We start from the raw sequence: 23,876 nt of genomic DNA, 5'->3' as shown, positions 1-23,876 counted from the left end.
CAGGAGGTCCCCCGGATGACCGAGACCGCCGACCCCGCCGTCCCCGCCCTGCGCGGGATCGCGCTGTTCGACGGCACCGACGACGACCAGCTGCGCACGCTGGCCGCCGTCGGCACCGAGGTGCCGTTCGCGTGCGGCGACGTCCTGTTCGTGGAGAACGCTCCCGCGGAGTCCTGGTGGGTGCTGCTGGAGGGCAGCATCGACCTGGTCCGCCACCTGGGGTCGGAGGAGACCCGGCTCGGGGTCATGGACGTGCCCGGCCGCTGGGCCGGCGGCTTCCGGGCCTGGGACGAGCACGGCGTCTACCTCGCCACCGGCCGGGCGGCCACGGACGGGCGGGTGCTGCGGGTGCCGGCCGGCGCGCTGCGGGACCTGTGGACCAGCCGCTTCCCGCTGGGGCTGTACCTCACCGAGGGCGTGTCCCGGTCGGCGCGCAACTACGAGACGATGGCCCGGCAGCGGGAGGCCCTGGCCGCGCTCGGGACGCTGGCCGCCGGGCTCGCGCACGAGCTCAACAACCCGGCCGCGGCCGCGACCCGGGCGGTCGACGCCCTCGCCGAGGCCCACGCGGCGATGCTGTCGTCGCTGCGCCGGCTGGCCGCCGCCCCCGTCACCGCCGACGAGTTCACCCGGCTGGACACCCTCCGCCAGGAGCTGCGCAGCCGGCCCGGCGGGGACCCGCTGGAGGTCGCCGACCGGGAGGACGCCCTCGCCGACTGGCTGTCCCGGCAGGGCGTGGCGCGGGAGTGGGCGCTGGCGCCCGCGCTCAGCGGGGCGGGCGCCGACGTCGCCTGGGGCGAGCGGGTGGCCGGCGTCGTCGGGGCCGACCGGCTCGAACCCGCGCTGGAGTGGGTGGCGAGCACCCTGGAGGCGAGCGGGCTGCTGGCGGAGGTGAAGGAGTCCACCCGGCGCATCTCCGACCTGGTGGCGGCGGTGCGGTCCTACTCCCAGCTCGACCGGGCCGCCGTGCGGGAGACCGACCTGGCCGAAGGCCTGGAGAGCACCCTGGCGATGCTCGCGCCGCGGGTGCCGCCGGGCGTGACCGTCGTCCGGGACCACGCGCCCGGCGTGCCGCGCATCGAGGCGCGCGCCGCCGAGCTCAACCAGGTGTGGACCCACCTGGTCGACAACGCCCTGCACGCGATGGGCGACCGCGGCACGCTGCGGGTGTCCACGCGGGTGGACCGGGACGCGGTGGTCGTGGAGGTCGGCGACACCGGTGCCGGGATGACCCCCGAGGTCCGGGCGCACGCCTTCGACCCCTTCTTCACGACGCGGGGCGTCGGCGAGGGCACCGGGCTGGGCCTGGACATCTCCCGGCGGATCGTCGACCGGCACGGCGGCGACATCGACATCGACCTGCGGCCCGGCGAGACGGTGCTCCGCGTGCGCCTGCCCGTCCGGCGCCCCGGACGGCACTGACCGGGACGCCACCGGCCGGGGCGCCTCACGGGGGGCCGGCCGCGCCCCCGGCCGCCGGGACGGGCGCCGGGGTGGCCGCCCGCCGGTCCAGGGCGACGGCCAGCGCCGGGAACAGCAGCACGGTGACCACGCCGGCGCCGACCAGCGCCGCGGCGTTCTCCGGCAGCATGTGGCCGCTGCGCAGACCGATCTCGGTGAGCGCGACCAGCACCGGCAGCGCGGTGGCGCTGACCAGGGCGGTCTGCGCGCGCTGCCGCAGCGGCAGCACCCGGCGGTAGACCAGCAGCGCCGGGCCGCCCCGGACGGCGAGCATCAGCGCGAAGAACAGCACCAGCCGCAGCGGCGCGTCGGCGATCGAGCCGAGGTCCAGCGCCATGCCCGAGGCCACGAAGAACACCGGCACGAAGAAGCCGTAGCCGACCGCGTCGAGCTTGGCCTCCAGCTGGGGCGCCGCCCCGCCGACCCACCGCCGCAGCACCATCCCCGCGAGGAAGGCCCCGAGCACCGCGTCCAGGTGGAACTGCTCGGTGACCGCGATCAGCGTGATCAGCAGCAGCACGGTGGCGCGCAGCGTGATCTGCGCGGTCGCGTCCTGGCCCGCGGCGACGACCCGGGTGAGCCGGCCGCCGTCCCGGATGCCGCGGCGCAGCAGGGCGAGGGCGACGGCGAGCGCGGCGACCGCGCCCAGCGACACGAGCGCGGCGACCCGGCCCTGGCTGCCCAGGAACACCGCGATCGCGAGGACCGGCAGCAGCTCCCCCACGCCGCCCGCGGCCAGCAGGTACCGCCCGAGCCGGCCGCCGAGCAGCCCCTTCTCCCGCAGCACCGGCAGCAGCGTCCCCAGGGCCGTGGTGGTCAGCCCGAGCGCCACCGGGAGGAACGCCTCCACGACGTCCCCGGCGGACAGCAGGCCCACCACGCCGAGCGCCAGCAGCAGGGACACCGTCCAGCCGAGCAGCGCGCGGCGGCCGGCGTCCTCCCGGAACAGCCGCGGGTCGAGCTCGTAGCCGGCCAGCAGGAAGACGAAGCCCAGCCCGACGTCGGCGAGCACCCGCACGTCCTGCGCCGTGCCGACGTCGAGGACGTGCGGGCCCAGCAGCATCCCGCCGACGAGCAGCAGCACCACCTGGGGCACCGGCAGCCGCGGGAACAACCCGACGAGGACGGCGGCGAGCAGGGAGACGGCCGTGACCGCGGCCAGGGTGTCGATCACCACGACGTCGTCCACCCGGTACTCCCCTCGCCCGGGGTGCCGGCCGATCCTCCCGCGCACCCCCTGCCGGGGGAACCCGGCCGGTGCTGTCACATCCGCGGGCGCGGCGGTGCTACCTGGACGTGAGCGCGATGAGGCACGGTGTCCCCGCACCGGCGGCCGCCGTGCCGGCCGTCCTGTCCCGGGCCGGGCGGAGCCGGCGCGCGGGCCGGGCGGATCGGGAGGACGGCGGGGCCGTGTCGGGACGAGGAGCGGTCCGCGCCGACCTCGAGCAGGTCTTCCGCGCCTCCTACCCGCGCGTGGTCGGCGTCGCCGCCCGGGTGCTCGGCTCCCGGGACGGCGCCGAGGACGTCGCCCAGGAGGTGTTCCTCTCCTTCGCCCGCACCACGGTGCCGGCGGGCGAGGCGCCGGGCTGGCTCTCGGTCGCCGCGGCCCACACCGCCCTCAACCACCTCCGCTCCGGCCGCCGCCGCGCCACCCGCGAGGAGGCGGCCGGCGGCCCCGGCCCCGCGGTGCCCGACGTCGCCGACGACGTCGTCACCCTCGACGAGCGCCGCCGCGTGCGGGCGGCCCTGGGCCGGCTCCCCCGCCGCCAGGCCGTCGCGCTCGTCCTGCGGCACAGCGGCCTCAGCTACGCCGAGGTCGCCGCCGCCCTCGACCTGTCCCCCGGCAGCGTCGGCACGACCGTGCGACGCGCCGAGTCCGCCCTGCGCGAGGAGTTGACCCGCCATGCGTCATCCGACTGAGGGCACGCTGCGCCGGCTCGTCGACGAGCCGGCCGGTGTCCCCGACGCCGACCGCGAGCACGTCGCCGGCTGCGCGACGTGCCTGACCGGCCTGGCCGCCGCCCAGCGCGACGCCGCCGCCGTCTCCGCGGCCCTGGCCCCGGGCACCGCCCCCGACACCGGGGCCGCCTGGCACCGCCTGTCGTCCGCGGTCGCCCTGGACGAGCGCCGCCGCGCGGCCGCCCCCGCCCCGGCCCGCCGCCGGCGCGCCCGGCTGCGCAGCCCGCTCGTGGCCGCCGCCGGCGTGGTCGCGCTGCTGGCCGGGGGCGGCGTCGCCGCCGCGACGGACTGGCTGCAGGTCTTCCGCACCGAGGAGATCGCGCCGGTCACCGTCACCCAGGCCGACCTGGTGGCGCTGCCCGACCTGTCCGCCTACGGCACCGTGCAGGTGCTGGAGGAGCCCGACGTGCGCCCGGTGGCCGACGCCGCCGCCGCGGAGGACGCCACCGGGCTCGCCGTCCCGACGGTCGGGGAGCTCCCCGGCGGGGTGGGCGGCGACCCGACCTACCAGGTCGGCGACCGGGCCGCCGTGGAGTTCACCTTCTCCGCCGAGCGCGCGGCGCAGGCGGCCGCGGCGTCCGGCGAGACGCTGCCGCCCCCGCCGGCCGGGCTCGACGGCGGCCGGTTCCGGCTGACCGCCGGCCCCGGCGTCGCCGCGGTCTGGTCCAGCGGCAGCGGCGCGCCGGGCCTCGTCGTCGCCCGGGTCGTGGCCCCCACCGCCGAGTCCTCGGGCGTCCCGTTCGCGACCGCCCGCGACTACCTGCTGTCCCTGCCCGGCCTGCCCGAGGACCTCGCCGCCCAGCTGCGGTCCTTCTCCGGCGACGGCACGACGCTGCCGCTGCCGGTGCCGGCGGGCCTGGCGACCAGCTCGACCGCCGACGTCGACGGCGAGGAGGCCACGGTGCTCACCTCGCGGGACGGCTCGGTCGCCGGCGTGGTGTGGGTGACCGACGGCGTCGTCACCGCGGTGGCCGGGTCGCTGGGCGCCGACGAGGTGCTCGCCGTCGCCCGGGGTCTCGGGGAGTGACCTCCCCGACCGCCGCCGCGGAGCGATTGCTGGCCGACCTGCCGCCGTCGCCGGCGGTGTGGTGCCAGGGGCTGCGCAAACGGTACGGGCGGCGGACCGCGGTCGACGGTGTGTCCTTCACCGTCGGCCGCGGCGAGGTGCTCGGCCTGCTCGGGCCCAACGGCGCGGGCAAGACCAGCGTCATCAAGATGCTGCTCGGCCTCGTCCGGCCCGACGCCGGGGAGGTGCTGCTGCTCGGGCGGCCGGCGCGCGACCCGCGGGCGCGGGCCCGCGTCGGCTACCTGCCCGAGCTGTTCCGCTACCAGCCGTGGCTCAGCGCGGCCGAGGTGCTGGCCCTGCACGCCCGCCTGTCCGGCGCGGCGGTGCCGGCGGCCGGGCAGCGCGACGCCCTGGCGCTGGTCGGCCTGGCCGACCGCGCCGGCGACCGGGTGGGCGGCTTCTCCAAGGGCATGCAGCAGCGGCTGGGGCTGGCCGTGGCGCTGGTGGCCCGCCCGGAGCTGGTGGTGCTCGACGAGCCGACCAGCGCGCTGGACCCGCTCGGCCGCGTCGACGTCCGCGACGTCGTGCTGTCGCTGCGCGAGCGCGGCGTCGCGGTGCTGCTCAACTCGCACCTGATCGGCGAGGTGGAGCGGGTCTGCGACCGCGTGGTCATCCTCGACAAGGGGCGGGTCGCGGCAGCCGGGACGCTGGCCGAGCTGCTCGGGCAGCGGGAGGTGCGGCTGCGGCTCGACGGCGTCGACGCCCGCGCCGAGGCCCGGCTGGCCGCCACCGGCCGGCTGACCCGCAGCGGCGACCGGTTCACCGTCACGCTGCCCGAGGACGCCGACGCCGCGGTGCCGGCGCTGGTCGCCGACCTGGTCGCGCTCGGCGTCCGGGTGCACGCGGTGGAGCCGGGGCGGATCAGCCTGGAGGAGCGGCTGCTCGACGTCCTCCGCTCGGGCTCGGCGGCGCAGCGGTGAGCACCGCCCGCGTCGTGCTGACGATCGCCGGCCTGACCCTGCGCGAGGCGGCGCGGCGGAAGGTGCTGCGCTCGCTCGCCGTGCTCACGCTGGCGCTGCTGGGGCTGTCCGCGTGGGGCTTCGCCCGGCTCGACGCCGAGTTCGGCGGGCTCACCAGCGGCGAGGCCCGGATCGCCGCGTCCACCGTGCTCAACTTGGTGATGTTCGGGTTCAGCCTCATCGCCGCGCTGGGGACGGCGTTCCTCGCCGGCCCCACCGTCTCCGGGGAGGTGGAGTCCGGGGCGGCGCTGGCGGTGCTGGCGCGGCCGGTCCGCCGCTCGGCGGTGCTCGTGGGCAAGTGGCTGGGGCTGGTGGCCTTCGGCAGCGCGTTCGTCGCGCTGGCGGGGCTGGCGCAGTTCGTCGTCGTCCAGGTGACGGTCGGCTACTGGCCGCCGCGGCCGCTGGTGGGGCTCGCGCTGCTCGCCGCGCAGACCGCGGTGCTGCTCACCCTGGCGCTGCTGCTGTCCACGGTGATCTCGCCGATGGCCTCCGGCGTCGTCGCGGTCGGCCTGTTCGGCGCCACCTGGATCGCCGGCGTCGTCGGCGGGATCGGCGACGCGCTGGGCAACGAGGGCGTCGCGCGGGTGGGCGCGGTGTCGCGGATGCTGCTGCCCACCGACGGGCTGTGGCGCGGGGCGATGAACGCTTTCCAGGACCCGACGCTGGTCGGGCAGTTCACCGAGCTCGGCGGGTCGCCGTTCTTCGGCGAGGCCCCGCTCACCGCCACCTACCTGGCGTGGGCGGCGCTGTGGGTCGCCGTCGTCCTGGGACTCGCGGGGATGGCGTTCTCCCGCCGGGACCTGTAGCCGTCCCGGCTCGGTACCGTCCGGAGCCGGGGTTCCACGACCCCGCCCCCGCCCGACGACGCCGTCTGGAGTTGCCCCGTGCCGGTCGACCCGCACATCGCCGCCCTGCTGTCCCTGCTCGCCCAGTCCGGCGCGCCGCCCATGTGGGAGGGCACGCCCGAGGCCGGCCGCGCCCAGTACCTGGCGCTCACGCACGGCGCGCGCTCGCCCGAGCACGTGGTGCCGGTGGCGAGCGCCGAGGACCGCACCGTCCCCGGCGCCGGGGGCGACCTGCGGGCGCGGGTGTACCGGCCCGAGGGCGAGGGCCCGTTCCCCACGGTCGTGTTCTTCCACGGCGGCGGCTGGGTGATCGGCGACCTCGACACCCACGACAACATGGCCCGCAACGTCTGCCGCGGCGCCGGGGCCGTGGTCGTCGCCGTCGACTACCGGCTCGCCCCCGAGCACCCGTTCCCGGCCGCCGCCGAGGACGCCGTCGCCGCGGCGCGGTGGGTGGCGCAGCACCTGGACGAGCTCGGCGGCGACTCCCGGCTCGGGCTGGCCGGCGACAGCGCCGGCGGCAACCTGGCCGCCGTCGTCGCCCAGGTCCTCCGCGACGAGGGCACGAAGACGGCCGCGCAGTTCCTCGTCTACCCGTCGGTCGACGTCGCCGGCGAGTACCCGTCCCGGGTGGAGAACGCCAAGGGCTACTTCCTCGAGCAGGACACCATGGACTGGTTCCACGGCCACTACGCCGGGACCTGGGAGGACGCCCGCGACCCGCGGCTGTCCCCGCTGCACGCCGCCGACCTGGCCGGCCTGCCGCCGGCGCTGGTGGTCACCGCCGAGTACGACCCGCTGCGCGACGAGGGCGAGGCCTACGGCGAGGCGCTGGAGGCCGCGGGCGTGGCCGCCGACGTGCGCCGCTACGACGGGATGATCCACGGCTTCTTCGACATGGGCGCCTGGTCCCCGGCCGCGCAGGCCGCGATCGACGAGAGCTGCGCGCGCTTCGGCGAGCTGCTCCGCGGCTGAGTCGGCGGGCCGGCCGCCCGACGGCGGCCGGCCCGTCAGACCCAGTACGTGTCGTGGCGGAGCATGAACTCCGCCCGCTCCTCCGGCGTCATCTGCGCACCCCGCGCGAGCGTCCGGAAGTACTCCTCGCGCGGCCCGCCCGGCGCGAACATCAGGAGCATCGAGGCGTGGTCGCCGCCGCGGAACCCGTGGACCCCGCCCTCGGGGACGTAGAGGAAGTCGCCCGCGCCCGCGGTCACCCAGCTCCGCCCGTCGTAGAGCTCCACCTCGCCGCGCAGGACGTAGAACTGCTCGGAGATCGAGCGGTGGAAGTGCGGGCCGGGGCCGGACGCGTCGGCGCCGAAGGTCCACCGGTAGAGGCCGAACCGGCCGGTCGTCTGGTCCCCGGTGGCGAGGAACTCGCAGGTGACCCCGGCGGCCGAGACGGTGTCCGGCGGCGTGTCGGTGCGGCGCAGCCAGGCGGTGGCCTCGCCGGTGGTGCCGCGGTAGAGGTCGGGCGGGTAGTGGCGGTGCAGGGACACGGGTCCTGCTCCTCTCGTCGCCGGACGCCCATCGTGGCAGCGGACCGGTAGCGTCCGCCGGGTGCCGGACGCTGCGACGGAGCAGGTCGGGCGGCGGCTGGACGCCCTCACCTTCGGGCTGTTCACCGTCGCCCTGGGCACCAACGTCCCGACGCCGCTGCTGCTGGTCTACCGCCGCACCCTCGGGCTGTCCGACGCCGACCTCACCGCCGTCTTCGGCTGCTACGCGATCGGCCTGATCGCCGCGCTGACGGTGTCCGGGGCCGCCTCGGACCGGTTCGGCCGGCGCACCGTCATCCTCCCGTTCGCGGTGCTGGCCGGGCTGGTCTCGCTGCTGTTCGTGCCCGCGGCCGAGCACCTGCCGCTGCTGTACGCGGGACGGCTGCTGCAGGGCGCGGTGTCCGGCGTCGTGTTCTCGGTGGCCAACGCGTGGCTGCAGGACCTCGCCGGGCCCGCCGGCCAGCAGTCGGCGGCCACCCGCGGCGCGGTGTCGACGTCGCTGGGCTTCGCGATCGCGCCCGCGATGAGCGGGGTGCTCGCCGAGTACGGCCCGGCGCCGACGACGCTGCCCTACCTCGTGCACGTCGCCGTCCTGCTGGTGGGGCTGGCCGCGCTGCTGACCGTGCCGGAGACCGTGCGGGAGCGCCGGCCGGGCCGGCTGATGACCCTCGGCCTGCCGCCGGAGGCGCGGCGGCCGTTCCGCGCGGTGCTCGCGCCGACCGCGACGGGCGTGTTCGCCTTCCCCGCGGTGGCGGCGACCGTGCTGCCGCTGCTGGTGGTGCCCGACGGCGTCGGCGTCGCGTACGCCGGGCTGGTGGGCGGGCTGGCGCTGGCGGCGAGCGCGGTCGCCGCGCGGCTCGGGCGGCGGGCCGGGGGCGGCGGCGGTCCGCTCGGGATGACGCTCGGCGCCGTCGGCCTCGCCCTCGGGGTGGTGGCGGTGGCGACCACGTTCGAGCCGCTGCTGCTGCCGGCCGCGGCGCTGATGGGCGCCGGCGGCGGGCTGTGCCTGACCGCGGGGCTGACGCTGACCGCGCAGCTCGCGCCGCCGCACACCCGCGGGGCGATGAACAGCGCCTTCTACGCCTTCGCCTACGTCGGCTTCGGCACCCCACTGCTGCTCGCCTGGCTGGGCTCGGTGTTCGGCACCGTCCCGGCACTGGCGGCGTTCGTGGCGGTGCCGCTCGCGCTCGCCGTCTGGCTGTGGTGGGAGCTCCGCTCCACCGCCCACGGGTGAGAAGTCAACCGCCGGTCACGGACGCGCGAGCCGGAAGCCGACGTCGTCGAGCGGCCCGTTCCGGGCGGCCGTGGTGCCGGCGCGGCAGGCGTGCTCCCACTCGGCCTCGGTCGGCAGCCCGTCGCCCGTGCCGCGCTCGGCCGATGTCCAGTGACCTCGGCGTAGCGCTCCTGGGTCAGCGGGACGGCGGCCAGCTCGAAGGCGTCGACGGCGACCGTCCACCGGCGCTGCGTGCGCCGGTCGGAGAGGATCACCCGGCCCGCGGGGACGGGCAGCATCGCCGGTACCGGCGGTCGGGTGCACGGTCGCGGGACGCTACCGGACGGCCTGCACTCCGGGCCCCGGGTCAAGGGCCCCCGCCGACACTGTGGACAGGCGTCTGAGCTGCGGATTCGCCCCGCGGGACGGTGTCCGATCGGCTAGACTTCGATCATGTGTTCGGGTGATTCCGGTGGCGGTGACGTCCTCGACGACGTCGCCGCGCTGGTCGCCGAGCGCAACCGGATCGACGCCCGGCTGGCCCGCGCGGTCCGCGCCGCGGAGCTGTCCCAGACTCCCGAGCGGGACGGGCTGAGATCCATGTCCTCGTGGCTGCGCGGGCACTGCCGGCTCTCGACGGCAGAGGCCGCGCGGCTGGTGCGCAACGGCCGGGCACTGGAGCACCTGCCGGCGCTGGCCGAGGCCCACGAGGCCGGTCTGGTGTCCGCCGAGCAGGTCACCGTCGCGGCGAAGGCGGTGACCCCCGAGCGGCTGGCCTCGGCCGCCGACCAGGGCGTGGACCTGGCCGTGATCGACGGGGTGTTCACCGGAGTGGCGGTCGAGCGCGCGCACGCCGACCTGGTGCAGGTGGTGCAGCACTACTGCAACGACCTGGACCCCGACGGGCCGGAGCCCGACCCGACCGAGGGCCGGTCGCTGACGCTGGCCAAGCACGCCGACGGCTCGCTGTCCTTCCGCGGCCACCTGGACGCCGTGGGCGGGGAGAGGCTGCAGACCGCACTGGAGGCCCACGTGCAGGCCGACCGGCCCGCGGGGGACGAGCGCAGCCGCGCCCAGCGGCTCGGCGACGCGCTGGTGCAGGTGGCCGACAACGCCCTCGCCGCCGGGACGCTGCCCACGCTGCGCGGGCACAGGCCGCAGATCGCCGTGGTCGTGGACCTGAACGATCTGGTCGACCCGGCCGGAAGCCCGAACGCGGGGCGGATGGGGTTCGGGGCGACCATCTCCGCCGCGAGAGCCCGGTGGCTGGCCTGCGACGGCGCGGTGTCCCGGGTGGTGTTCGGCCCCGACGGCGCCCCGCTGAACCTGGGCCGGGAGCAGCGGCTGATGAGCCGGCACATCCGCAAGGCAGCCGAACTCCGCGACGGCGGCTGCGTGTTCGCCGGGTGCGGCGCCCCGACCTGGTGGTGCGACGTCCACCACCTGGTCCACTGGATCGACGGCGGCGACACCAGCCTCGACAACTCGGCCCTGCTGTGCGAGCGCCACCACACCAAGGTCCACCACGGCTTCCTCGTCGAACGACAACCGACCGGCCGATGGCGCACCTACCGCCCGGACGGCACCGAGATCAGGGTCCCGACGTCCCTGCTCGCCCCCGCCGCCTGACCGCGTGACGTGGACGCGCGCCCGTGTCAGCTCAGCGAGCGGCTGCGCTGCTCCGCGCCGATCTCGCCGTAGGGGTAGTCGGCCCAGCCCGGGTCGCTGACGGCGTCGAGCCGCGCGGTCTCCTCCTCGGTGAGGACGAGGCCGGCGGCGCCCAGGTTGCCGCGCAGCTGCTCGGTGGTGCGGGCACCGAGGATCACCGAGCTGACGCCCGGCCGGGCCAGCAGCCAGGCCAGCGCGACCTGCGGCATCGCCACGCCACGGGCCTCGGCGACGTCCTGCACCGCGGACAGCACGTCCCACGTCCGCTCGCGCGTGGCGACCCGGTCGTAGGCCTCCATCCCGCGCGCCGGGTCCTCGCCGAGCCGCGTCGCCCCCGCGGGCCGCTGGTCGCGGGTGTACTTGCCCGACAGCCACCCGCCGCCCAGCGGGCCCCAGGGCAGCAGCCCCAGGCCGTTGGCCAGGCAGGCGGGCACGATCTCGGCCTCGACGTCCCGCACCAGCAGGCTGTACGACGGCTGCAGGGTCACCGGGACGGCGAGGTGCGCCCGCTCGGCGACGTCCACGGCCCGCTGCACCTGCCAGCCGGTGAAGTTGGACAGCCCCGGGTAGCCGATCTCGCCCGCGGACACGGCGTCGTCGAGGAAGCGCAGCGTCTCCTCCAGCGGCGTGAGCGGGTCCCAGGCGTGCAGCTGGTACAGGTCGACGGAGTCGACGCCGAGCCGGCGCAGCGAGTCGTGCAGCGCCCGGCGCAGGTGCCGGCGCGAGGTGCCGAGCGCATTGGCGTCCTCGCCCATCGGGAAGCGGCCCTTGGTGGCGAGGACGACGCGGTCGCGGACGTCGGCCGGGCGCGAGGCCAGCCAGCGCCCCACGATCTCCTCGGACGCGCCGGCGGAGTAGACGTCGGCGGTGTCGACGAGCGTGCCGCCCGCCTCGACGAACACGTCGAGCTGCTCGTGCGCCCCCGCCTCGTCGGTCTCCGCGCCGAAGGTCATCGTGCCGAGCGCGAGGGAGGAGACGGCACAGCCGCTGCGGCCGAGGGTGCGCAGGTCCATGCGCCCAGCAAGCCACAGGACGCGGGGCCGCGCGAGGTCAGCGCAGGGCCGGCACCCGGTTGGCCAGCTCCAGCAGCACGTCCGCATGGCAGGGCTCGCCGGCCGGGCACCAGCAGGCGAGGTTGCGCCCGCGCAGCTGCCGGCGGGCCTGGGCGGCGAGGTCGCCGGAGGCGGCCCAGCGGCGGAACCACTCGATCGCGGTGGCGCGGTCGGCGCAGCGGACGACGCGGCTGCCGTCCTCCTGCACCCCCGGCTCCCGCGCGGTCGGCAGCGGCCACGCGCTCTCGTCGTCACCGGGCAGCCACAGGTAGGTCTCCCCCACCCGGAACGGGTTGCCCCAGCGCGAGGGGCGGGCGACGACGACGGTGTTCGGCGGCTTCCGCCAGCCGCGCGCCCGGGAGAGCTGCACACGCACCGGACCGGTCATGGGCCGATGCTGCCGCGCGGGTGTGACAGGACCGCGCCACGGCTCCCGGGGCTCCCCCGTCCGGGGACACCCCCAGTGCGACCAGCGCTTTCGGGGGCGTCACCCGATGGTCCGCGCACGGCGCCGTCGCGAGGCTCGAGCTGCCCGGCGGGGCCGAGGTCACGTCCCGCCGGGCTCCACCCCCGTGGCCCGACGACGAGGCGCCGTGTCCGCTCCCGAGTGCACCCTCGACCTCCCCCAGCCCGCCGCTCCGCCCCCTCCCCGCCGCGGCCCGGCGGCGCGCGTCCGGAGCCGGCTCGGCCGCCTGGCGCTGCGCCGCGTCCGCCGCCGCGGGCTGGACCTCTCCCGCCTGACGTTCCTCCCGGCCGCCGCGACGGTCCCGCTCCGGCGGGTCGACGTCGACCCGGTGCCCGAGCTCCGCGACGGCGGGCCGGTGCGGCGGCTGGACCTGCCGTTCGACCTCTCCGTGCTCCTCGTGACCGGCGCCGCGGAGGCCCGCGCGGTGCTCGCCGACCGCGACGGCTTCAGCACCGACGTCCGCCACCTGTTCAGCGGCACCGGCCCGGCCACGGCCGACGACGTCGGCGGCCTGGGGTTCACCGACCCGCCCGACCACACCCGGCTGCGCGGCCTGGTCGCCCCCGCGTTCACCCGGGCCCGCCTGCAGCGTCTCGAGCCGGCGATCGAGGCGACCGTGGCCCGGCAGCTCGACGAGCTCGCCGCGGCCGGACCGCCGGCCGACCTCGCCCGGCACGTCTCCGGCCCGGTCCCGATGCGGACGATCTGCGACCTCCTCGGCCTCGACCGTCCCGACGAGCAGCTGGTCACCCGGCTGGCCACCCGTCGCTTCGACGCCGCCCGCGGCACCGCCGGCGCGTTCGGCGCGGTGTCCGCGCAGCGCCGGTTGCTGTTCGACGCGGTCGCGCGGCAGCGCCGGGACCCCGGCGACGGGCTGCTCGGGCGGATCGTCCGCGAGCACGGCGACGCCGTCTCCGACGCCGACCTGGCCGGCCTGGCGGACGGGATCGTCACCGGCGGGTTCGAGACGACGGCCTCGACGATCTCGCTCGGCACGCTGGTCCTGCTGCGCGACCCGGTCGCCGCGGCGCTGGTGCGCGAGGGCTCGCGCCGGGACGTCGAGGCGGTGGTGGACGAGCTGCTGCGGCTGCTCTCGGTGGTGCAGGTGGCCTTCCCCCGCTTCGCCCGGCAGGACACCGAGGTCGCCGGGCACCGGCTGCGGGCCGGCGACGCCGTCCTGGTCTCGCTGAGCGCCGCCGACCGCGACCCGACCTGGGCCGGCGCGCACCCCGGCGCGCTCGCCCCCGGGCGGCCGACCCGCGGCGGGCACCTGGCCTTCGGCCACGGCATCCACCGCTGCGTCGGCGCCGAGCTGGCCCGGCTGGAGCTGCGGATCGTGCTGCCCGCGCTGCTCCGGCGGTTCCCGGACCTCGCCCTCGCCGTCCCGCCCGAGCGGCTCGCCTTCCGCCGGCTGTCGTTCGTGTACGGCGTGGACGCGCTGCCGGTGACGTTCTGACTCAGCCGGCCGGGTCGGCCCGCAGCAGCGCGGCGCCCGGGACGACGAGGCGGCGCACGTGCGCGTCGACGTCGTCCGGGCCGGGGGCCGGCTCGCCGAAGTCGAGGGCGCCGATCGCGTAGAAGTCCGTCGTCGCGGTGACGCACTGCCAGCGCCAGGCGAGCTCGCGCGCGTCCAGGAGCGGGAGCAGCGGCGCCAGGGCGGCGCAGTACCGCCCGGCCGTCGCCCGCACCGCCGCCGCGCCGTTGGCCTCCCAGCGGTCCGGGGGCTGGTCGAAGATCCGGGTGAACACCCGCGCGGCGTAGCGGCCCCGCCCCGCGCAGCGCAGGGCCACGATCGGCCGCACCCAGCCGTCGACGAGCGCCTCCACACCCGGGTCCCCGCCCAGGCCCGCCAGCACCCGCTCCCGGTCGGCGACCACGCCGTCCACCACCCGGCGCTCCACCGCGGCGACCAGCCCGTCCTTGCCGCCGAAGTAGTAGCCGACCGCGGCGGCGTTGGCGACGCCGGCCCGCCGCAGCACGTCACGCACCGAGGTGCCCGCCGCACCGGCGGTCGCGAGCAGCTCCTCGGCCGCGTCCAGCAACCGCGCGGGGGTTGCGGTCCCGGTCACGGCCCCTCCATCCTGGGTCACCGCCCTGAGACGGGCGTATCAGGCGATCGTCTGGAGCCACAGCATGCCCGACGCTCGAGGAGTCCGGGGCGGGCTCGGCGCGCTGCTCGCCGTCATGTGCGCGGCCCTGGCCCTGGTCATCGGCGCCGGCTCGTCGCTGGCCCTGGCCCTGCCGGAGCTCGCCCGCGCCACCGGCGCCACCCAGACCGAGCTGACCTGGGCGGTCAACGTCTACGCGCTGACGTTCGCCGCGCTGCTGCTGCCACTGGGCATCGCCGCCGACCGCTTCGGCCGGCGCGGCGCGCTGCTGCTCGGGCTCGCGGTGTTCGCCGCCTGCAGCGCGGCGTCCGGCCTGGTCACCGACCCGGTCCAGCTGATCGTGCTGCGCGGCCTGGCCGGCGTCGGGGCGGCGGCGGTCATGCCGGCCACGCTGTCCGTGCTCGTCGACGCCTACCCCGCCGAGCGCCGCGCCGCAGCGATCGGCGTGTGGGCCGCGGTCTCGGGCGCGGGCGCGCTGCTGGGGCTGGTGCTCGCCGGCGTGCTGCTCGAGTTCGCCTGGTGGGGCAGCGTGCAGGTGGCCTTCGGCGCGCTGTCGGGGCTGGTGCTGCTGCTGTGCCTGGTCGTCGTCCCGGCGTCGCGGAACCCGGACCTGCCGCTGGACCCGCTCGGCGGGCTGCTCGCCCTCGCCGGCCTGGGCGGCGTCGTCTGGGGCGTCATCGAGGGTCCCGAGCGCGGGTGGACCGACCGGACGACGCTCACCGCCCTCTCCGCCGGCGGGCTGTGCCTGCTCCTGTTCACCGTGCACGAGCTGCGCAGCCGGCACCCCATGCTCGACGTCCGGCTGTTCCGCCACCGCGGCCTGTCCGCCGGCAGCATCTCCGTCTTCCTGCAGTTCTTCGCCGCCTTCGGGCTGTTCTTCCTCGCGCCGCAGTGGCTGCAGTACGTGCACGGCCTCTCGCCCCTGCAGGCCGCGTTCTGGCTGGCGCCGATGGCGCTGGGCATCGGTCCGACCGCGCAGCTCGCGCCCGTGCTGCTGCGCCGGCTCGGCGCCCGCACCGTCGCGGCGTGGGGGCTGGCCCAGATGGGCGCCGGGCTGTTCCTGCTCGCCCGCCAGGCCGACGGCGACGCGCCGCTGTGGCACTTCGCCGCGGCGCTGTTCGTGTTCGGGGTCGGCTTCGGCCTGGCCCTCACCCCGGGCACGGCGCTGATCATCGAGGGGCTGCCCGCGGACCGGCGCACGCTCGCCGCGGCGGTCAACGACGTGACCCGCGAGGTGGGCGGCGCCCTCGGCGGCGCGGTGGCGGCCAGCGTGCTGCTCGCCGTCTACCGGGACGAACTGGTCCCCGTGGTCTCCGGCCTGCCCGCGCGGGCGCGCGAGTGGGCCGGGGCGGGGCTGGCGCAGGCGGTCGAGGTGGCCGGCCGGTCGGGTCCCGACGGCGCCGCGGTGGCCGGCGGGGCCCGGGACGCGTTCGGCGCGGGTTACGCCACCGCGCTGCTGATCGGCGCCGCGGTGCTGCTCGGCGGCGCGCTGCTGTGCGGCGTGCTCGCGCCCTCCCGGCACGCGGCCCTGCACCGTGCCGGGCAGCCGGGCCCGGTCGCGCCGCCGCGCCGCCCGGTCGTGAGCGTGGCGCGGGTGTCCGTGGCGGTGCCGACCCGGCGCCTGCCCCGCGGCGTGGAGGCGCTGCTGGCCGGCGGCGTGGTGCTGGGCGTGTTCGGCGGGGTCGTCCTGCTCACCCACACGCTCTCGCAGGCCACCGACGCCCCCATGGCGGGCACCGCCCCCGCGGCGCTCACCGCGGCGCCGCAGACCGCCCGGCCCCAGCAGTCCCGCGCCCCGGCCGTGGTCGTGCCCCCGGCCCTGACCGAGACCCCCGGGCAGGCTCCGGAGACGACGGCCGCCGCACCCACCACGACGCCGACGACCCCGCCGACGACGACCTCGGCGCCCACCACGCCCCCGACCGCCACCACGACGACCCCGGCGGCCGGGACCACCACCGCACCGGCGGAGACGACCACCCCGACGGCGGAGGCCACGACGGCGGAGGCCACGACGTCCGCCGCCACGACGACGCCGGCGGCCGGGACCACCACCTCCGCGGCGGAGACCACCGCCGCACCGGCGGAGACCCCGACGCCACCGGCCCCGACGACGACCCCGACCACGACGCCCGCCCCGACCACGACGCCGGCCGAGACCTCGGCGAGCAGCGGCACCACGACCCCGGGCACCACGACCCCGGGCACCACGACCTCCGGCGGCACGACCACCGGGGAGACGACCACCTCCGCGCCGGCGAGCCCCTGAGCCGGATCCGGCAGGACCGCTGCGGTCCCCGGCAGGGACACCCCTGTCGCGGCACGGCGCGGCGACCGATCCTGGGGCATGGACATCGTGACCCCGAGCACGGCGGGCCGGGTCCGGCGGGCGGTGACCCGCTACTGGCAGGCCCAGGTGCACCTGTGGGAGACGTACCTCTCCGCGGACGGCTGGGACCCGGATCCCGGGACCCCTGCGCCCGAGGACGAGGTCCTGCACTGGGTGGGGCGGCGGCTGGTGGGCAGCGTCCTGCCGGACGAGCCGCGCTGACTCACTCCTCCGCGGTCAGCGTGGCCAGCTCCACGACGGCGCCGACCAGCGCCGCGCCGTCGAGCAGGACGAGGTCGTTGTGGTCCGCACCGGGGACCTCCACCAGCCGGTGGAGACCGGCGGCCGCGCCGGCCACCCGCCGGCTCTGCGCCGGCGGCACGATCGTGTCCGCGGTGCCGAGGACGACCGTCGTCGGCACCCGCACCCGGGCGACCCGCTCGGCCACCGGGTAGCGGTCGCGCAGCAGCAGCCGCACCGGCAGGAACGGGTAGTGCTCGGCGCCGACGGCGGCCAGGTCGGTGAACGGCGACCGCAGCACCAGCCCGGCCGGCGGGTGCTCGACGGCCAGCTCGGTCACCACCGCCGCCCCCAGGCTCTCGCCGTAGTAGAGGAGCCGGCCGGCGGGCACGCCGGCCTCCTCGAGCAGCCAGGTCCGCGCCGCCCGGACGTCGAGCGCCAGGCCCTCCTCGCTCGGGCTGCCCGGGTTGCCGCCGTAGCCGCGGTAGTCGAACAGCAGCACCGCCAGCCCGGCGTCCGCCAGCGCCCGGGCCAGCGGCGCGCGCAGCCCCCGGTGCCCACCGTTGCCGTTCGCCACCAGGACGGCGGGCGCGCCGGCGTCCGGGCCGGGGACGAACCAGGCGCCCAGGGTCAGGCCGTCGGCGGTGGTCAGCCCGACGTCCCGGGCGCCGGGGACCGCGACGGCCGCGGCCGGCAGGGGGCCGTCGTCGGGAAGGTAGACCAGGCGCCGCTGGAACGTCCACAGCAGGCCCACGACCACAGCCAACAGGACGACGACGACCAGCGCCGCCCGCGGTCCGGAGCGCACGACCCGATGGTCGCGGACGGCCCGCACCACCACCCTCCCGGACCGGGCGGCGGCCGCGGGACGCACCCGGGGAGGGCCCGCGACCGGTAGCGTCGGGGCGGACCGGAGGAGGACCCGTTCCCACACACCGCGGACGCTGCGCCGAAGCCCACCTCGGATGCCCCTGCCGGGGCGACGAGACCGTCCACGAGCGACGCGCGAGTGAGATGCGCGACGCCCGTGCCCGGTCCGGCGAACCGGTGGACTGCCCCGAGTGCGGCTCCCTCACCACCCCGCTGTCCCTGCTCACCTGGGGGAACTGCCGGGTCTGCCGCACGGCGCAGTCCCGGCTGACCGACCCGCTCCGCTGGTGACGACGGCGGGACGGCCGCCGTCCCCCCGCCGGGAGCCGGTACAGTGGCGTCCGGTCGCTGTCGTGCCTCTGCTTCGTTCTCGGACGTCCGCAGTCGTCTCTGCCTGACGTTCCTCTCGGTCCTGCCGGTCGGTGCGGCGACCCGGCGCCGGCACCTGCCGGGCCGACACCCCAGCACGGAAGAGAGAACGACATGACCCAGGGCACCGTGAAGTGGTTCAACGCGGAGAAGGGCTTCGGCTTCATCGAGCAGGACGGCGGCGGCCCCGACGTCTTCTGCCACTTCTCGGCGATCAGCGGCTCCGGCTACCGGTCGCTGGACGAGGCGCAGCGCGTCGAGTTCGACGTCACCCAGGGCCAGAAGGGCCCCCAGGCGGAGAACGTCCGCGCGATCTGAGCACCACCGGGAGCACGCGGCGCGACCGCGCCGCGTCCTCCCGCCGCACCACCACCGGACCCCCACGGCCCTCAGGCCGCGGGGGTCCCGTCGTCCCCGGGCCCGGAACCGGACCGCGGGGCGCCCGGCGGGCACGCCCCCGTGTGAGAGTGGCGGCCATGTACCTGCTCGAGTACTCCCTCGCCGACGACTACCTGGAACGGCGGGCGGCGCTGCGGGAGGACCACCTCGCGCTCGCCCGCGCGGCGCACGAGCGGGGTGAGCTGCTGCTGGCCGGCGCGCTGCCCGACCCGTTCGACCGGGCGGTGCTCGTCTGGACGGCCGACCGCGAGGTCGTGGAGCGCTTCGCCGAGTCCGACCCGTACGTCGTCCACGGCCTGGTGACCGGCTGGACGGTCCGGCCGTGGAACGTCGTCGTCGGGGGGCAGCAGTCGTGAGCGGCTTCCCGACCGTCGCCGAGCTCGCCGCCGAGGAGGACGAGCTGCGGTTCACGACCTTCACCAACGACGACGCCTGGGACCTCGGCTCGGCGCTCGTGGCCACCGCCCGCCGCGCCGACGCGCCGGTCGCGGTCGAGATCCGGCGCAACGGGCACCGGCTGTTCTCCGCCGCCCTGACCGGCGCCACCCCGGACAACGCGGACTGGATCGCGCGCAAGGCCCGGACCGTGCACCGCTTCGGGCACAGCTCGCTGTACGTCCGGCAGTCGTGGATCGAGCGCGGCACCACCTTCGAGGAGTCCTCGGGGCTGGACCCGCGGCGGTACGCCGCGCACGGCGGCGCCGTGCCGGTGGTCGTGCGCGACGTCGGCCCGGTCGGTGTCGTCGTGGTGTCCGGGCTGCCTCAGCTGGAGGACCACCGGATGGTCGTCGCGGCGATCCGGGCGCACCTCGGCCGCTGATACGGGTCGGTACTGGTACCTGTGGGCTCCGTGTCACAGGATGTGCACCGACGCCGGCGACGAGGCCGGCGACGGCACCCCGGAGGGCTGAGGACGTGACGGTGCGCAGTGCGGTCCGCTGGGCCGCGACACACGGCGCGATGCGGCTGGCGATCCGGGCGCGGGCCCGGGCGGGCAACCCAGACGCCGAGGTCCTCCGCGACCCGGTGGTGCGCGAGGACCCCTACGCCCACTACGAGCGGCTGCGCACGCCCGCGCCGTTCGCCGGCGGCGCGTTCGCGCGCGTCAGCGTGCACCACGACGTCTGCACCGACGTCCTGCGCAGCGACGACTTCGGCCAGATCGGCGGCAACCGCACCGAGGGCCTGCCGCCGGTGCTGCGGCTGGCGCTGCGCCTGGCCGGCCCGCGGCCCAGCGTCGGGCCGATCGACCCGCCGTCGATGCTCGCCGTCGACCCGCCCAACCACACCCGCTACCGCCGGCTGGTCAGCCGCGCCTTCACCGCCCGGGCGGTCGCCCGGCTGCGCGAGCGCACCGGCGAGATCGCGCACGACCTGCTCGACGACCTCGAGCGGGAGGCCGCGGCCACCGGCGGGCGGGCCGACCTCGTCGCCCGCTACGCCAGCCTGCTGCCGGTCACGGTCATCTCGGAGATGCTCGGCGTCCCGGTGGCCATGCGCGAGCAGTTCCTCGCCTGGGCCGACGGCGCCACGCCGAGCCTGGACATGGGCCTGTCCTGGCGCACCCACCGCGAGGTCGAGCGCAACCTCGGCGAGCTCGACGCCTGGTTCCGCGGCCACCTGCGCCGGCTGCGCCGCGAGCCGGGCGAGGACCTGCTGTCGAACCTGGTCACCGCGGCCGACGACGACGGCGCCGCGCTCACCGAGCAGGAGCTCATGGCCACCGCCGCGCTGGTGTTCGGCGCCGGCTTCGAGACGACCGTCAACCTGGTCAGCAACGGCGCCGCGCTGCTGTTCGCCCACCCGGACCAGCGCCGGCTGCTCGCCGAGGACCCGTCGCTGTGGCCGAACGCCGTCGACGAGGTGCTGCGGCTGGAGTCGCCGGTGCAGCGGACCGGCCGGCGGGCCAAGCGCGCCACCGAGGTGCACGGCGTGCCGATCGCCGAGGGCGACCTGGTGCTGCTCGTCCTCGCCGCGGCCAACCGCGACCCGCGGGTGTTCGACGACCCGCACGTCTTCGACGTCACCCGCCGCAACGCCCGCGACCACGTCGCCTTCTCCAGCGGCATCCACTTCTGCCTGGGCGCCGCCCTGGCCCGGATGGAGGGCGAGGTGGCGCTGCAGGCGCTGTTCGAGCGGTTCCCCGGCCTCGCCGCCGCCGGCGCCGGGCACCGCCGGAGCACGGTCATCCTGCGCGGCTGGGAGTCGCTGCCGGTCTCCCTCGCCCCGGCGCGGTCCCCGGCCGCCGACCTCGCCCGCTGAGGGGGCCGCGTAGCGTGCCGCCGGTGGAGACCCCGCTGCGCACCTGGGCCGGCAACCTCACCTACCGCGCCGCGCGGGTGCACCGGCCGCGGACCGTGGCCGAGGTGCAGGAGGTCGTCGCCGGCAGCGAGCGGGTCAAGGCGCTGGGCTCGCGGCACTGCTTCAACGACATCGCCGACACGACCGCCGACCTCGTGGTCCTCGACGACCTGCAGACCGGGGTCGAGGTCGCCCGGGCCGACGACGACGGCGGCGGCGTGCTGTGGGTGCCGGCCGGGATGCGCTACAGCGAGCTGGTGCGCGAGCTGGCCGGGTCCGGGCGGGCGCTGCACAACCTGGCGTCGCTGCCGCACATCACCGTCGCCGGCGCCACCGCCACCGGCACCCACGGCTCGGGCAACCGCAACGGCTCGCTCGCGACGTCGGTCGCGGGGCTGGAGCTGGTGCGCTCCGACGGCGAGGTCGTCGTCCTCGGCGAAGACGACGCCGACCTGCCCGGCGCGGTCGTGCACCTCGGGGCGCTCGGCGTCGTCACCCGGGTCGCGCTGCGGTTCCAGCCGACCTTCGACGTCGCCAACACCGTGTACGTGGACATGACCTGGGACCGGCTGTTCGCCGACCTCGACGCCGTCGCCGACGCCGCCTACAGCGTCAGCGTCTTCACCGACTGGCACCGGGTCACCTCGGTCTGGGTCAAGTCCCGGCCGGAGGACCCCGCCGCACCCGAGGACTTCTTCGGCGCCCGCGCGGCCACCGAGCCGACGCACATGCTCCCGGACACCCCGGTCGAGAACCTCACCCAGCAGCTCGGCGTCCCCGGCGAGTGGCACGAGCGGCTGCCGCACTTCCGCGCCGAGTTCACCCCGAGCAAGGGCGACGAGCTGCAGAGCGAGTGGTTCGTCCCCCGCCGGCACGGCCGGGCCGCCGTCGAGGCGCTGCGCGGGCTCGCCGACCGGGTCGCGCCGCTGCTGCAGGTCAGCGAGATCCGCACCGTCGCCGGCGACGAGCTGTGGCTGAGCCCGGCGTCCGGCGGCGACGTCATGGCGCTGCACTTCACCTGGGTGCCCGACCAGCCCGCGGTCACCGGGGTGCTGCCGGCGATCGAGGCCGCGCTGCGGCCGTTCGGCGCCCGTCCGCACTGGGGCAAGCTGTTCACCACGGAGGCCGCGGAGCTGGCCGGGCTCTACCCGCGGATGACCGACTTCCGGGCGCTGGTGCGCCGGTACGACCCGCGCGGCGCGTTCCGCAACGACTACCTGGACCGGACGGTCGCCGCGTTCGCCTGACCGCTCAGCCCAGCGCGCGCAGCCGGCCGGCGAGGAACTCCCGCTCGACGGCGTTCTCGGTCAGCAGCAGCGCCTCGGTGTACGCCTCGCGGGCCTCGGCGACCCGGCCGAGCCGCCGCAGCAGGTCCGCGCGGGCGGCGGGCAGGTAGCCGTAGCCGGCCAGCTGCGGCTCGGCGGCGAGCTCGTCGAGGGCGGCCAGCCCCGCCGCGGGCCCGGAGGCGAACCCGACGGCGACCGCGCGGTTGAGCGCCACCACCGGCGAGGGCCACACCGCGGTGAGGACGCCGTAGAGCGCGACGATCTCCGCCCAGTCGGTGTCGGCCCACGACGGCGACTCGGCGTGCACCGCGGCGATCGCCGCCTGCAGCGCGTACCGCGACGGCGGCCGGGCGCGCAGCGCCTCGCGGGCCAGCGCGACGCCCTCGGCGATGGCGGCCCGGTCCCAGCGCGTGCGGTCCTGCTCCTCGAGCAGCAGCAGCCGGCCGTCGGCGCCGGTGCGCGTCTCGCGGCGGGCGTCGGTGAGCAGCAGCAGCGCGAGCAGCCCGGCCACCGCCGGGTCGCCCGGCAGCAGCCGGCGCAGCATCTGGGCCAGCCCGACCGCGCGCTCCACCAGGTCCCGGCGCACCAGGTCCTCCCCGGCCGGCGTGGTGTGGCCGGTGGTGAACAGCAGGTGCACCACCGACAGGACGGCGTCGACCCGCTCGGGCAGCTCCGCGGCCGGCGGCACCCGGTACGGGATCCGGGCGACGGCGATCTTCTTCTTGGCGCGGGTGATCCGCGCGGCCATCGTCGCCGTCGGGACGAGGAAGGCGCGCGCGACCTCGGCGGTGCTCAGCCCGCACACCAGGCGCAGGGTGAGCGCCACCTGCGCCGGGCGGTCCAGCGCCGGGTGGCAGCAGGTGACCACCAGCCGCAGCCGGTCGTCGGGGTAGCCGTGCGCCTCGTCGACCAGGGCGGGCGCGATCCCGCCGTCGACACGGTCGTCCTCGACCAGCAGCGGCAGGTGCCGGCGCTCGACGCCGCGGTGCCGCAGCACGTTGAGCGCCCGCCGCCGCGCCGTCGTGGTCAGCCAGGCGCCGGGCCGGGCGGGGACGCCGTGCGCGGCCCAGTCGGTCAGCGCCGCGGCGAAGGCGTCCTGGACGCACTCCTCGGCGAGGTCGAGGTCGCGGGTGACGCGCACCGTCGCGGCGAGCACGAAGGCCCACTCGCGACGGTGCGCGTCGGCGACCGCGGCCGCGACGGCGGGGCCGAGGGGACCGGCGGTCGGGGAGGACACCGGTCAGTCGAAGGTCATCACCGGGCGGACCTCGACGCCGCCGAAGCGGGCCGGCACCGTCCGCGCGACGGCCAGCGCCGTGTCGAGGTCGGGGGCGTCGATCAGGTAGTAGCCGCCGAGGGCCTCCTTGGTCTCGGCGAACGGGCCGTCGGTGACCTCGCCGCCGCGCACGCTGGTCGCCGTCGTCGTCGGCTCCAGCGCCTCGCCGCCGAGCAGCTTCGCGCCGTGCCGCTCCACGCCCGCGGAGAAGGTGTCGTGCTCGGCCGTGATCTCGCCGTAGACGTCGGGGGTCGCGGTGGCGTACTGCGCCTCGTCCTCGTAGATCAGGACCAGGTACTTCGTCATGGTGTCCTCCGGGGTCCGGGGGCCCGCCTGCCGGGCCCTCCACCTCTACGACACGCAGCACCGCACCAGATCGACAGCCCCGGCGGAAGGACTTCCCGCCGCGCCGTCTCCGGCATGATCTGCCAACCGGACGGCCGGGTTCCGCGAATGTTCTGACGGTGCGCGACGAGGCGGGGACTCCGTAACGTCACTGTCAGCAGTCAGGGC

General features: G+C 77.1%; 24 protein-coding genes. 16 read left to right on the top strand and 8 right to left on the bottom strand.

The genetic code is table 11. The features are described from left to right. Positions 1-15: 15 nt before the first annotated feature. The gene (locus ACI79L_RS08645; RefSeq protein ID WP_456936391.1) at positions 16-1,422 is read left to right on the top strand and encodes an ATP-binding protein; all 1,407 of its coding nucleotides are present in this window, start codon (positions 16-18) and stop codon (positions 1,420-1,422) included. A 25-nt stretch (positions 1,423-1,447) separates the two neighbouring features. On the opposite strand, the gene ACI79L_RS08640 is transcribed toward ACI79L_RS08645, so the two are convergent. Beyond that, positions 1,448-2,650 (bottom strand): cation:proton antiporter, encoded by a 1,203-nt coding sequence (locus ACI79L_RS08640; protein WP_456936390.1) that lies wholly within the window; start codon positions 2,648-2,650, stop codon positions 1,448-1,450. A gap of 221 nt (positions 2,651-2,871) precedes the next feature. On the opposite strand from ACI79L_RS08640, the gene ACI79L_RS08635 reads away from it, so the two are divergent. The 5 genes from ACI79L_RS08635 to ACI79L_RS08615 all read left to right on the top strand — a co-directional run bounded on the left by ACI79L_RS08635 (position 2,872) and on the right by ACI79L_RS08615 (position 7,265). After that, complete coding sequence (locus tag ACI79L_RS08635) at positions 2,872-3,381, top strand: sigma-70 family RNA polymerase sigma factor (RefSeq protein WP_456936389.1); 510 nt, start codon at positions 2,872-2,874, stop codon at positions 3,379-3,381. Beyond that, entirely contained in the window at positions 3,365-4,447 is a 1,083-nt protein-coding gene (locus ACI79L_RS08630; protein ID WP_456936388.1) for a hypothetical protein, read from the top strand. Before ACI79L_RS08635 ends, ACI79L_RS08630 begins: the two co-directional genes overlap by 17 nt. Beyond that, positions 4,444-5,406 (top strand): ABC transporter ATP-binding protein, encoded by a 963-nt coding sequence (locus ACI79L_RS08625; RefSeq protein ID WP_456936387.1) that lies wholly within the window; start codon positions 4,444-4,446, stop codon positions 5,404-5,406. Before ACI79L_RS08630 ends, ACI79L_RS08625 begins: the two co-directional genes overlap by 4 nt. After that, positions 5,403-6,251 carry an ABC transporter permease gene (locus ACI79L_RS08620; RefSeq protein WP_456936386.1) on the top strand — a complete coding sequence of 283 codons (849 nt, stop codon included), beginning with the start codon at positions 5,403-5,405 and terminating at the stop codon, positions 6,249-6,251. The genes ACI79L_RS08625 and ACI79L_RS08620 overlap by 4 nt, the downstream gene beginning before the upstream one ends. 78 nt (positions 6,252-6,329) lie before the next feature. After that, the gene (locus tag ACI79L_RS08615) at positions 6,330-7,265 is read left to right on the top strand and encodes an alpha/beta hydrolase (RefSeq protein WP_456936385.1); all 936 of its coding nucleotides are present in this window, start codon (positions 6,330-6,332) and stop codon (positions 7,263-7,265) included. 35 nt (positions 7,266-7,300) lie between these two features. On the opposite strand, the gene ACI79L_RS08610 is transcribed toward ACI79L_RS08615, so the two are convergent. Next, the gene (locus ACI79L_RS08610; protein ID WP_456936384.1) at positions 7,301-7,786 is read right to left on the bottom strand and encodes a cupin domain-containing protein; all 486 of its coding nucleotides are present in this window, start codon (positions 7,784-7,786) and stop codon (positions 7,301-7,303) included. A 61-nt stretch (positions 7,787-7,847) separates the two neighbouring features. On the opposite strand from ACI79L_RS08610, the gene ACI79L_RS08605 reads away from it, so the two are divergent. Further along, positions 7,848-9,020, top strand: coding sequence for an MFS transporter (locus tag ACI79L_RS08605; protein WP_456936383.1), 1,173 nt, complete (start codon positions 7,848-7,850; stop codon positions 9,018-9,020). Positions 9,021-9,452: 432 nt separating this feature from the next. Beyond that, positions 9,453-10,628: a DUF222 domain-containing protein gene (locus ACI79L_RS08600; protein WP_456936382.1), complete on the top strand. Its 1,176-nt coding sequence runs from the start codon at positions 9,453-9,455 to the stop codon at positions 10,626-10,628. 26 nt (positions 10,629-10,654) lie between these two features. Here the strand turns inward: ACI79L_RS08600 and ACI79L_RS08595 are convergent, their stop codons facing one another. Together ACI79L_RS08595 and ACI79L_RS08590 are read right to left on the bottom strand one after the other, a co-directional pair. After that, positions 10,655-11,680: an aldo/keto reductase gene (locus ACI79L_RS08595; protein WP_456936381.1), complete on the bottom strand. Its 1,026-nt coding sequence runs from the start codon at positions 11,678-11,680 to the stop codon at positions 10,655-10,657. A gap of 37 nt (positions 11,681-11,717) precedes the next feature. Further along, positions 11,718-12,107 (bottom strand): DUF4326 domain-containing protein, encoded by a 390-nt coding sequence (locus ACI79L_RS08590; RefSeq protein ID WP_456936380.1) that lies wholly within the window; start codon positions 12,105-12,107, stop codon positions 11,718-11,720. A 205-nt stretch (positions 12,108-12,312) separates the two neighbouring features. Here ACI79L_RS08590 and ACI79L_RS08585 point away from each other — a divergent pair, with 205 nt between their 5' ends. Beyond that, a complete protein-coding gene (locus ACI79L_RS08585; RefSeq protein WP_456936379.1) occupies positions 12,313-13,641 on the top strand; it encodes a cytochrome P450 in 1,329 nt (442 codons plus the stop codon). 1 nt (position 13,642) lies between these two features. Here ACI79L_RS08585 and ACI79L_RS08580 read toward each other — a convergent pair whose 3' ends face one another. Next, positions 13,643-14,254: a TetR/AcrR family transcriptional regulator gene (locus ACI79L_RS08580; RefSeq protein WP_456936378.1), complete on the bottom strand. Its 612-nt coding sequence runs from the start codon at positions 14,252-14,254 to the stop codon at positions 13,643-13,645. 64 nt (positions 14,255-14,318) lie between these two features. On the opposite strand from ACI79L_RS08580, the gene ACI79L_RS08575 reads away from it, so the two are divergent. Then, positions 14,319-16,562, top strand: a complete 2,244-nt coding sequence (locus ACI79L_RS08575) for an MFS transporter (protein WP_456936377.1) — start codon at positions 14,319-14,321, stop codon at positions 16,560-16,562. 78 nt (positions 16,563-16,640) lie between these two features. Beyond that, the gene (locus tag ACI79L_RS08570; protein ID WP_456936376.1) at positions 16,641-16,844 is read left to right on the top strand and encodes a hypothetical protein; all 204 of its coding nucleotides are present in this window, start codon (positions 16,641-16,643) and stop codon (positions 16,842-16,844) included. Between the two features lies 1 nt (position 16,845). Here the strand turns inward: ACI79L_RS08570 and ACI79L_RS08565 are convergent, their stop codons facing one another. Then, positions 16,846-17,670, bottom strand: coding sequence for an alpha/beta hydrolase (locus ACI79L_RS08565; RefSeq protein WP_456936375.1), 825 nt, complete (start codon positions 17,668-17,670; stop codon positions 16,846-16,848). A 545-nt stretch (positions 17,671-18,215) separates the two neighbouring features. Here ACI79L_RS08565 and ACI79L_RS08560 point away from each other — a divergent pair. The 5 genes from ACI79L_RS08560 to ACI79L_RS08540 all read left to right on the top strand — a co-directional run bounded on the left by ACI79L_RS08560 (position 18,216) and on the right by ACI79L_RS08540 (position 22,048). Further along, entirely contained in the window at positions 18,216-18,419 is a 204-nt protein-coding gene (locus ACI79L_RS08560; RefSeq protein ID WP_012948522.1) for a cold-shock protein, read from the top strand. A 158-nt stretch (positions 18,420-18,577) separates the two neighbouring features. Further along, positions 18,578-18,856, top strand: a complete 279-nt coding sequence (locus ACI79L_RS08555) for a YciI-like protein (protein ID WP_456936374.1) — start codon at positions 18,578-18,580, stop codon at positions 18,854-18,856. After that, the gene (locus ACI79L_RS08550; protein WP_456936373.1) at positions 18,853-19,320 is read left to right on the top strand and encodes a heme-degrading domain-containing protein; all 468 of its coding nucleotides are present in this window, start codon (positions 18,853-18,855) and stop codon (positions 19,318-19,320) included. Before ACI79L_RS08555 ends, ACI79L_RS08550 begins: the two co-directional genes overlap by 4 nt. 101 nt (positions 19,321-19,421) lie before the next feature. Further along, positions 19,422-20,762: a cytochrome P450 gene (locus ACI79L_RS08545; RefSeq protein ID WP_456936372.1), complete on the top strand. Its 1,341-nt coding sequence runs from the start codon at positions 19,422-19,424 to the stop codon at positions 20,760-20,762. Between the two features lie 23 nt (positions 20,763-20,785). Next, the gene (locus ACI79L_RS08540; protein ID WP_456936371.1) at positions 20,786-22,048 is read left to right on the top strand and encodes a D-arabinono-1,4-lactone oxidase; all 1,263 of its coding nucleotides are present in this window, start codon (positions 20,786-20,788) and stop codon (positions 22,046-22,048) included. Positions 22,049-22,052: 4 nt separating this feature from the next. Here ACI79L_RS08540 and ACI79L_RS08535 read toward each other — a convergent pair whose 3' ends face one another. Together ACI79L_RS08535 and ACI79L_RS08530 are read right to left on the bottom strand one after the other, a co-directional pair. Beyond that, positions 22,053-23,324: an RNA polymerase sigma factor gene (locus tag ACI79L_RS08535; RefSeq protein WP_456936370.1), complete on the bottom strand. Its 1,272-nt coding sequence runs from the start codon at positions 23,322-23,324 to the stop codon at positions 22,053-22,055. Between the two features lie 3 nt (positions 23,325-23,327). Further along, positions 23,328-23,669: a YciI family protein gene (locus ACI79L_RS08530; protein WP_456936369.1), complete on the bottom strand. Its 342-nt coding sequence runs from the start codon at positions 23,667-23,669 to the stop codon at positions 23,328-23,330. Between the last annotated feature and the right edge of the window lie 207 nt (positions 23,670-23,876).

It is taken from the genome of Geodermatophilus sp. SYSU D00684 (genome assembly GCF_054050455.1).
This window is presented reverse-complemented; position numbering and strand designations above follow the sequence as displayed.

Bases quoted from the DNA above. Each gene is read 5' to 3' on its own strand.
- ACI79L_RS08575 (WP_456936377.1), top strand. From the start codon at position 14,319: ATGCCCGACGCTCGAGGAGTCCGGGGCGGGCTCGGCGCGCTGCTCGCC.
- ACI79L_RS08595 (WP_456936381.1), bottom strand. From the start codon at position 11,680: ATGGACCTGCGCACCCTCGGCCGCAGCGGCTGTGCCGTCTCCTCCCTC.
- ACI79L_RS08560 (WP_012948522.1), top strand. From the start codon at position 18,216: ATGACCCAGGGCACCGTGAAGTGGTTCAACGCGGAGAAGGGCTTCGGC.
- ACI79L_RS08530 (WP_456936369.1), bottom strand. From the start codon at position 23,669: ATGACGAAGTACCTGGTCCTGATCTACGAGGACGAGGCGCAGTACGCC.
- ACI79L_RS08555 (WP_456936374.1), top strand. From the start codon at position 18,578: ATGTACCTGCTCGAGTACTCCCTCGCCGACGACTACCTGGAACGGCGG.
- ACI79L_RS08600 (WP_456936382.1), top strand. From the start codon at position 9,453: ATGTGTTCGGGTGATTCCGGTGGCGGTGACGTCCTCGACGACGTCGCC.
- ACI79L_RS08645 (WP_456936391.1), top strand. From the start codon at position 16: ATGACCGAGACCGCCGACCCCGCCGTCCCCGCCCTGCGCGGGATCGCG.
- ACI79L_RS08630 (WP_456936388.1), top strand. From the start codon at position 3,365: ATGCGTCATCCGACTGAGGGCACGCTGCGCCGGCTCGTCGACGAGCCG.
- ACI79L_RS08570 (WP_456936376.1), top strand. From the start codon at position 16,641: ATGGACATCGTGACCCCGAGCACGGCGGGCCGGGTCCGGCGGGCGGTG.
- ACI79L_RS08590 (WP_456936380.1), bottom strand. From the start codon at position 12,107: ATGACCGGTCCGGTGCGTGTGCAGCTCTCCCGGGCGCGCGGCTGGCGG.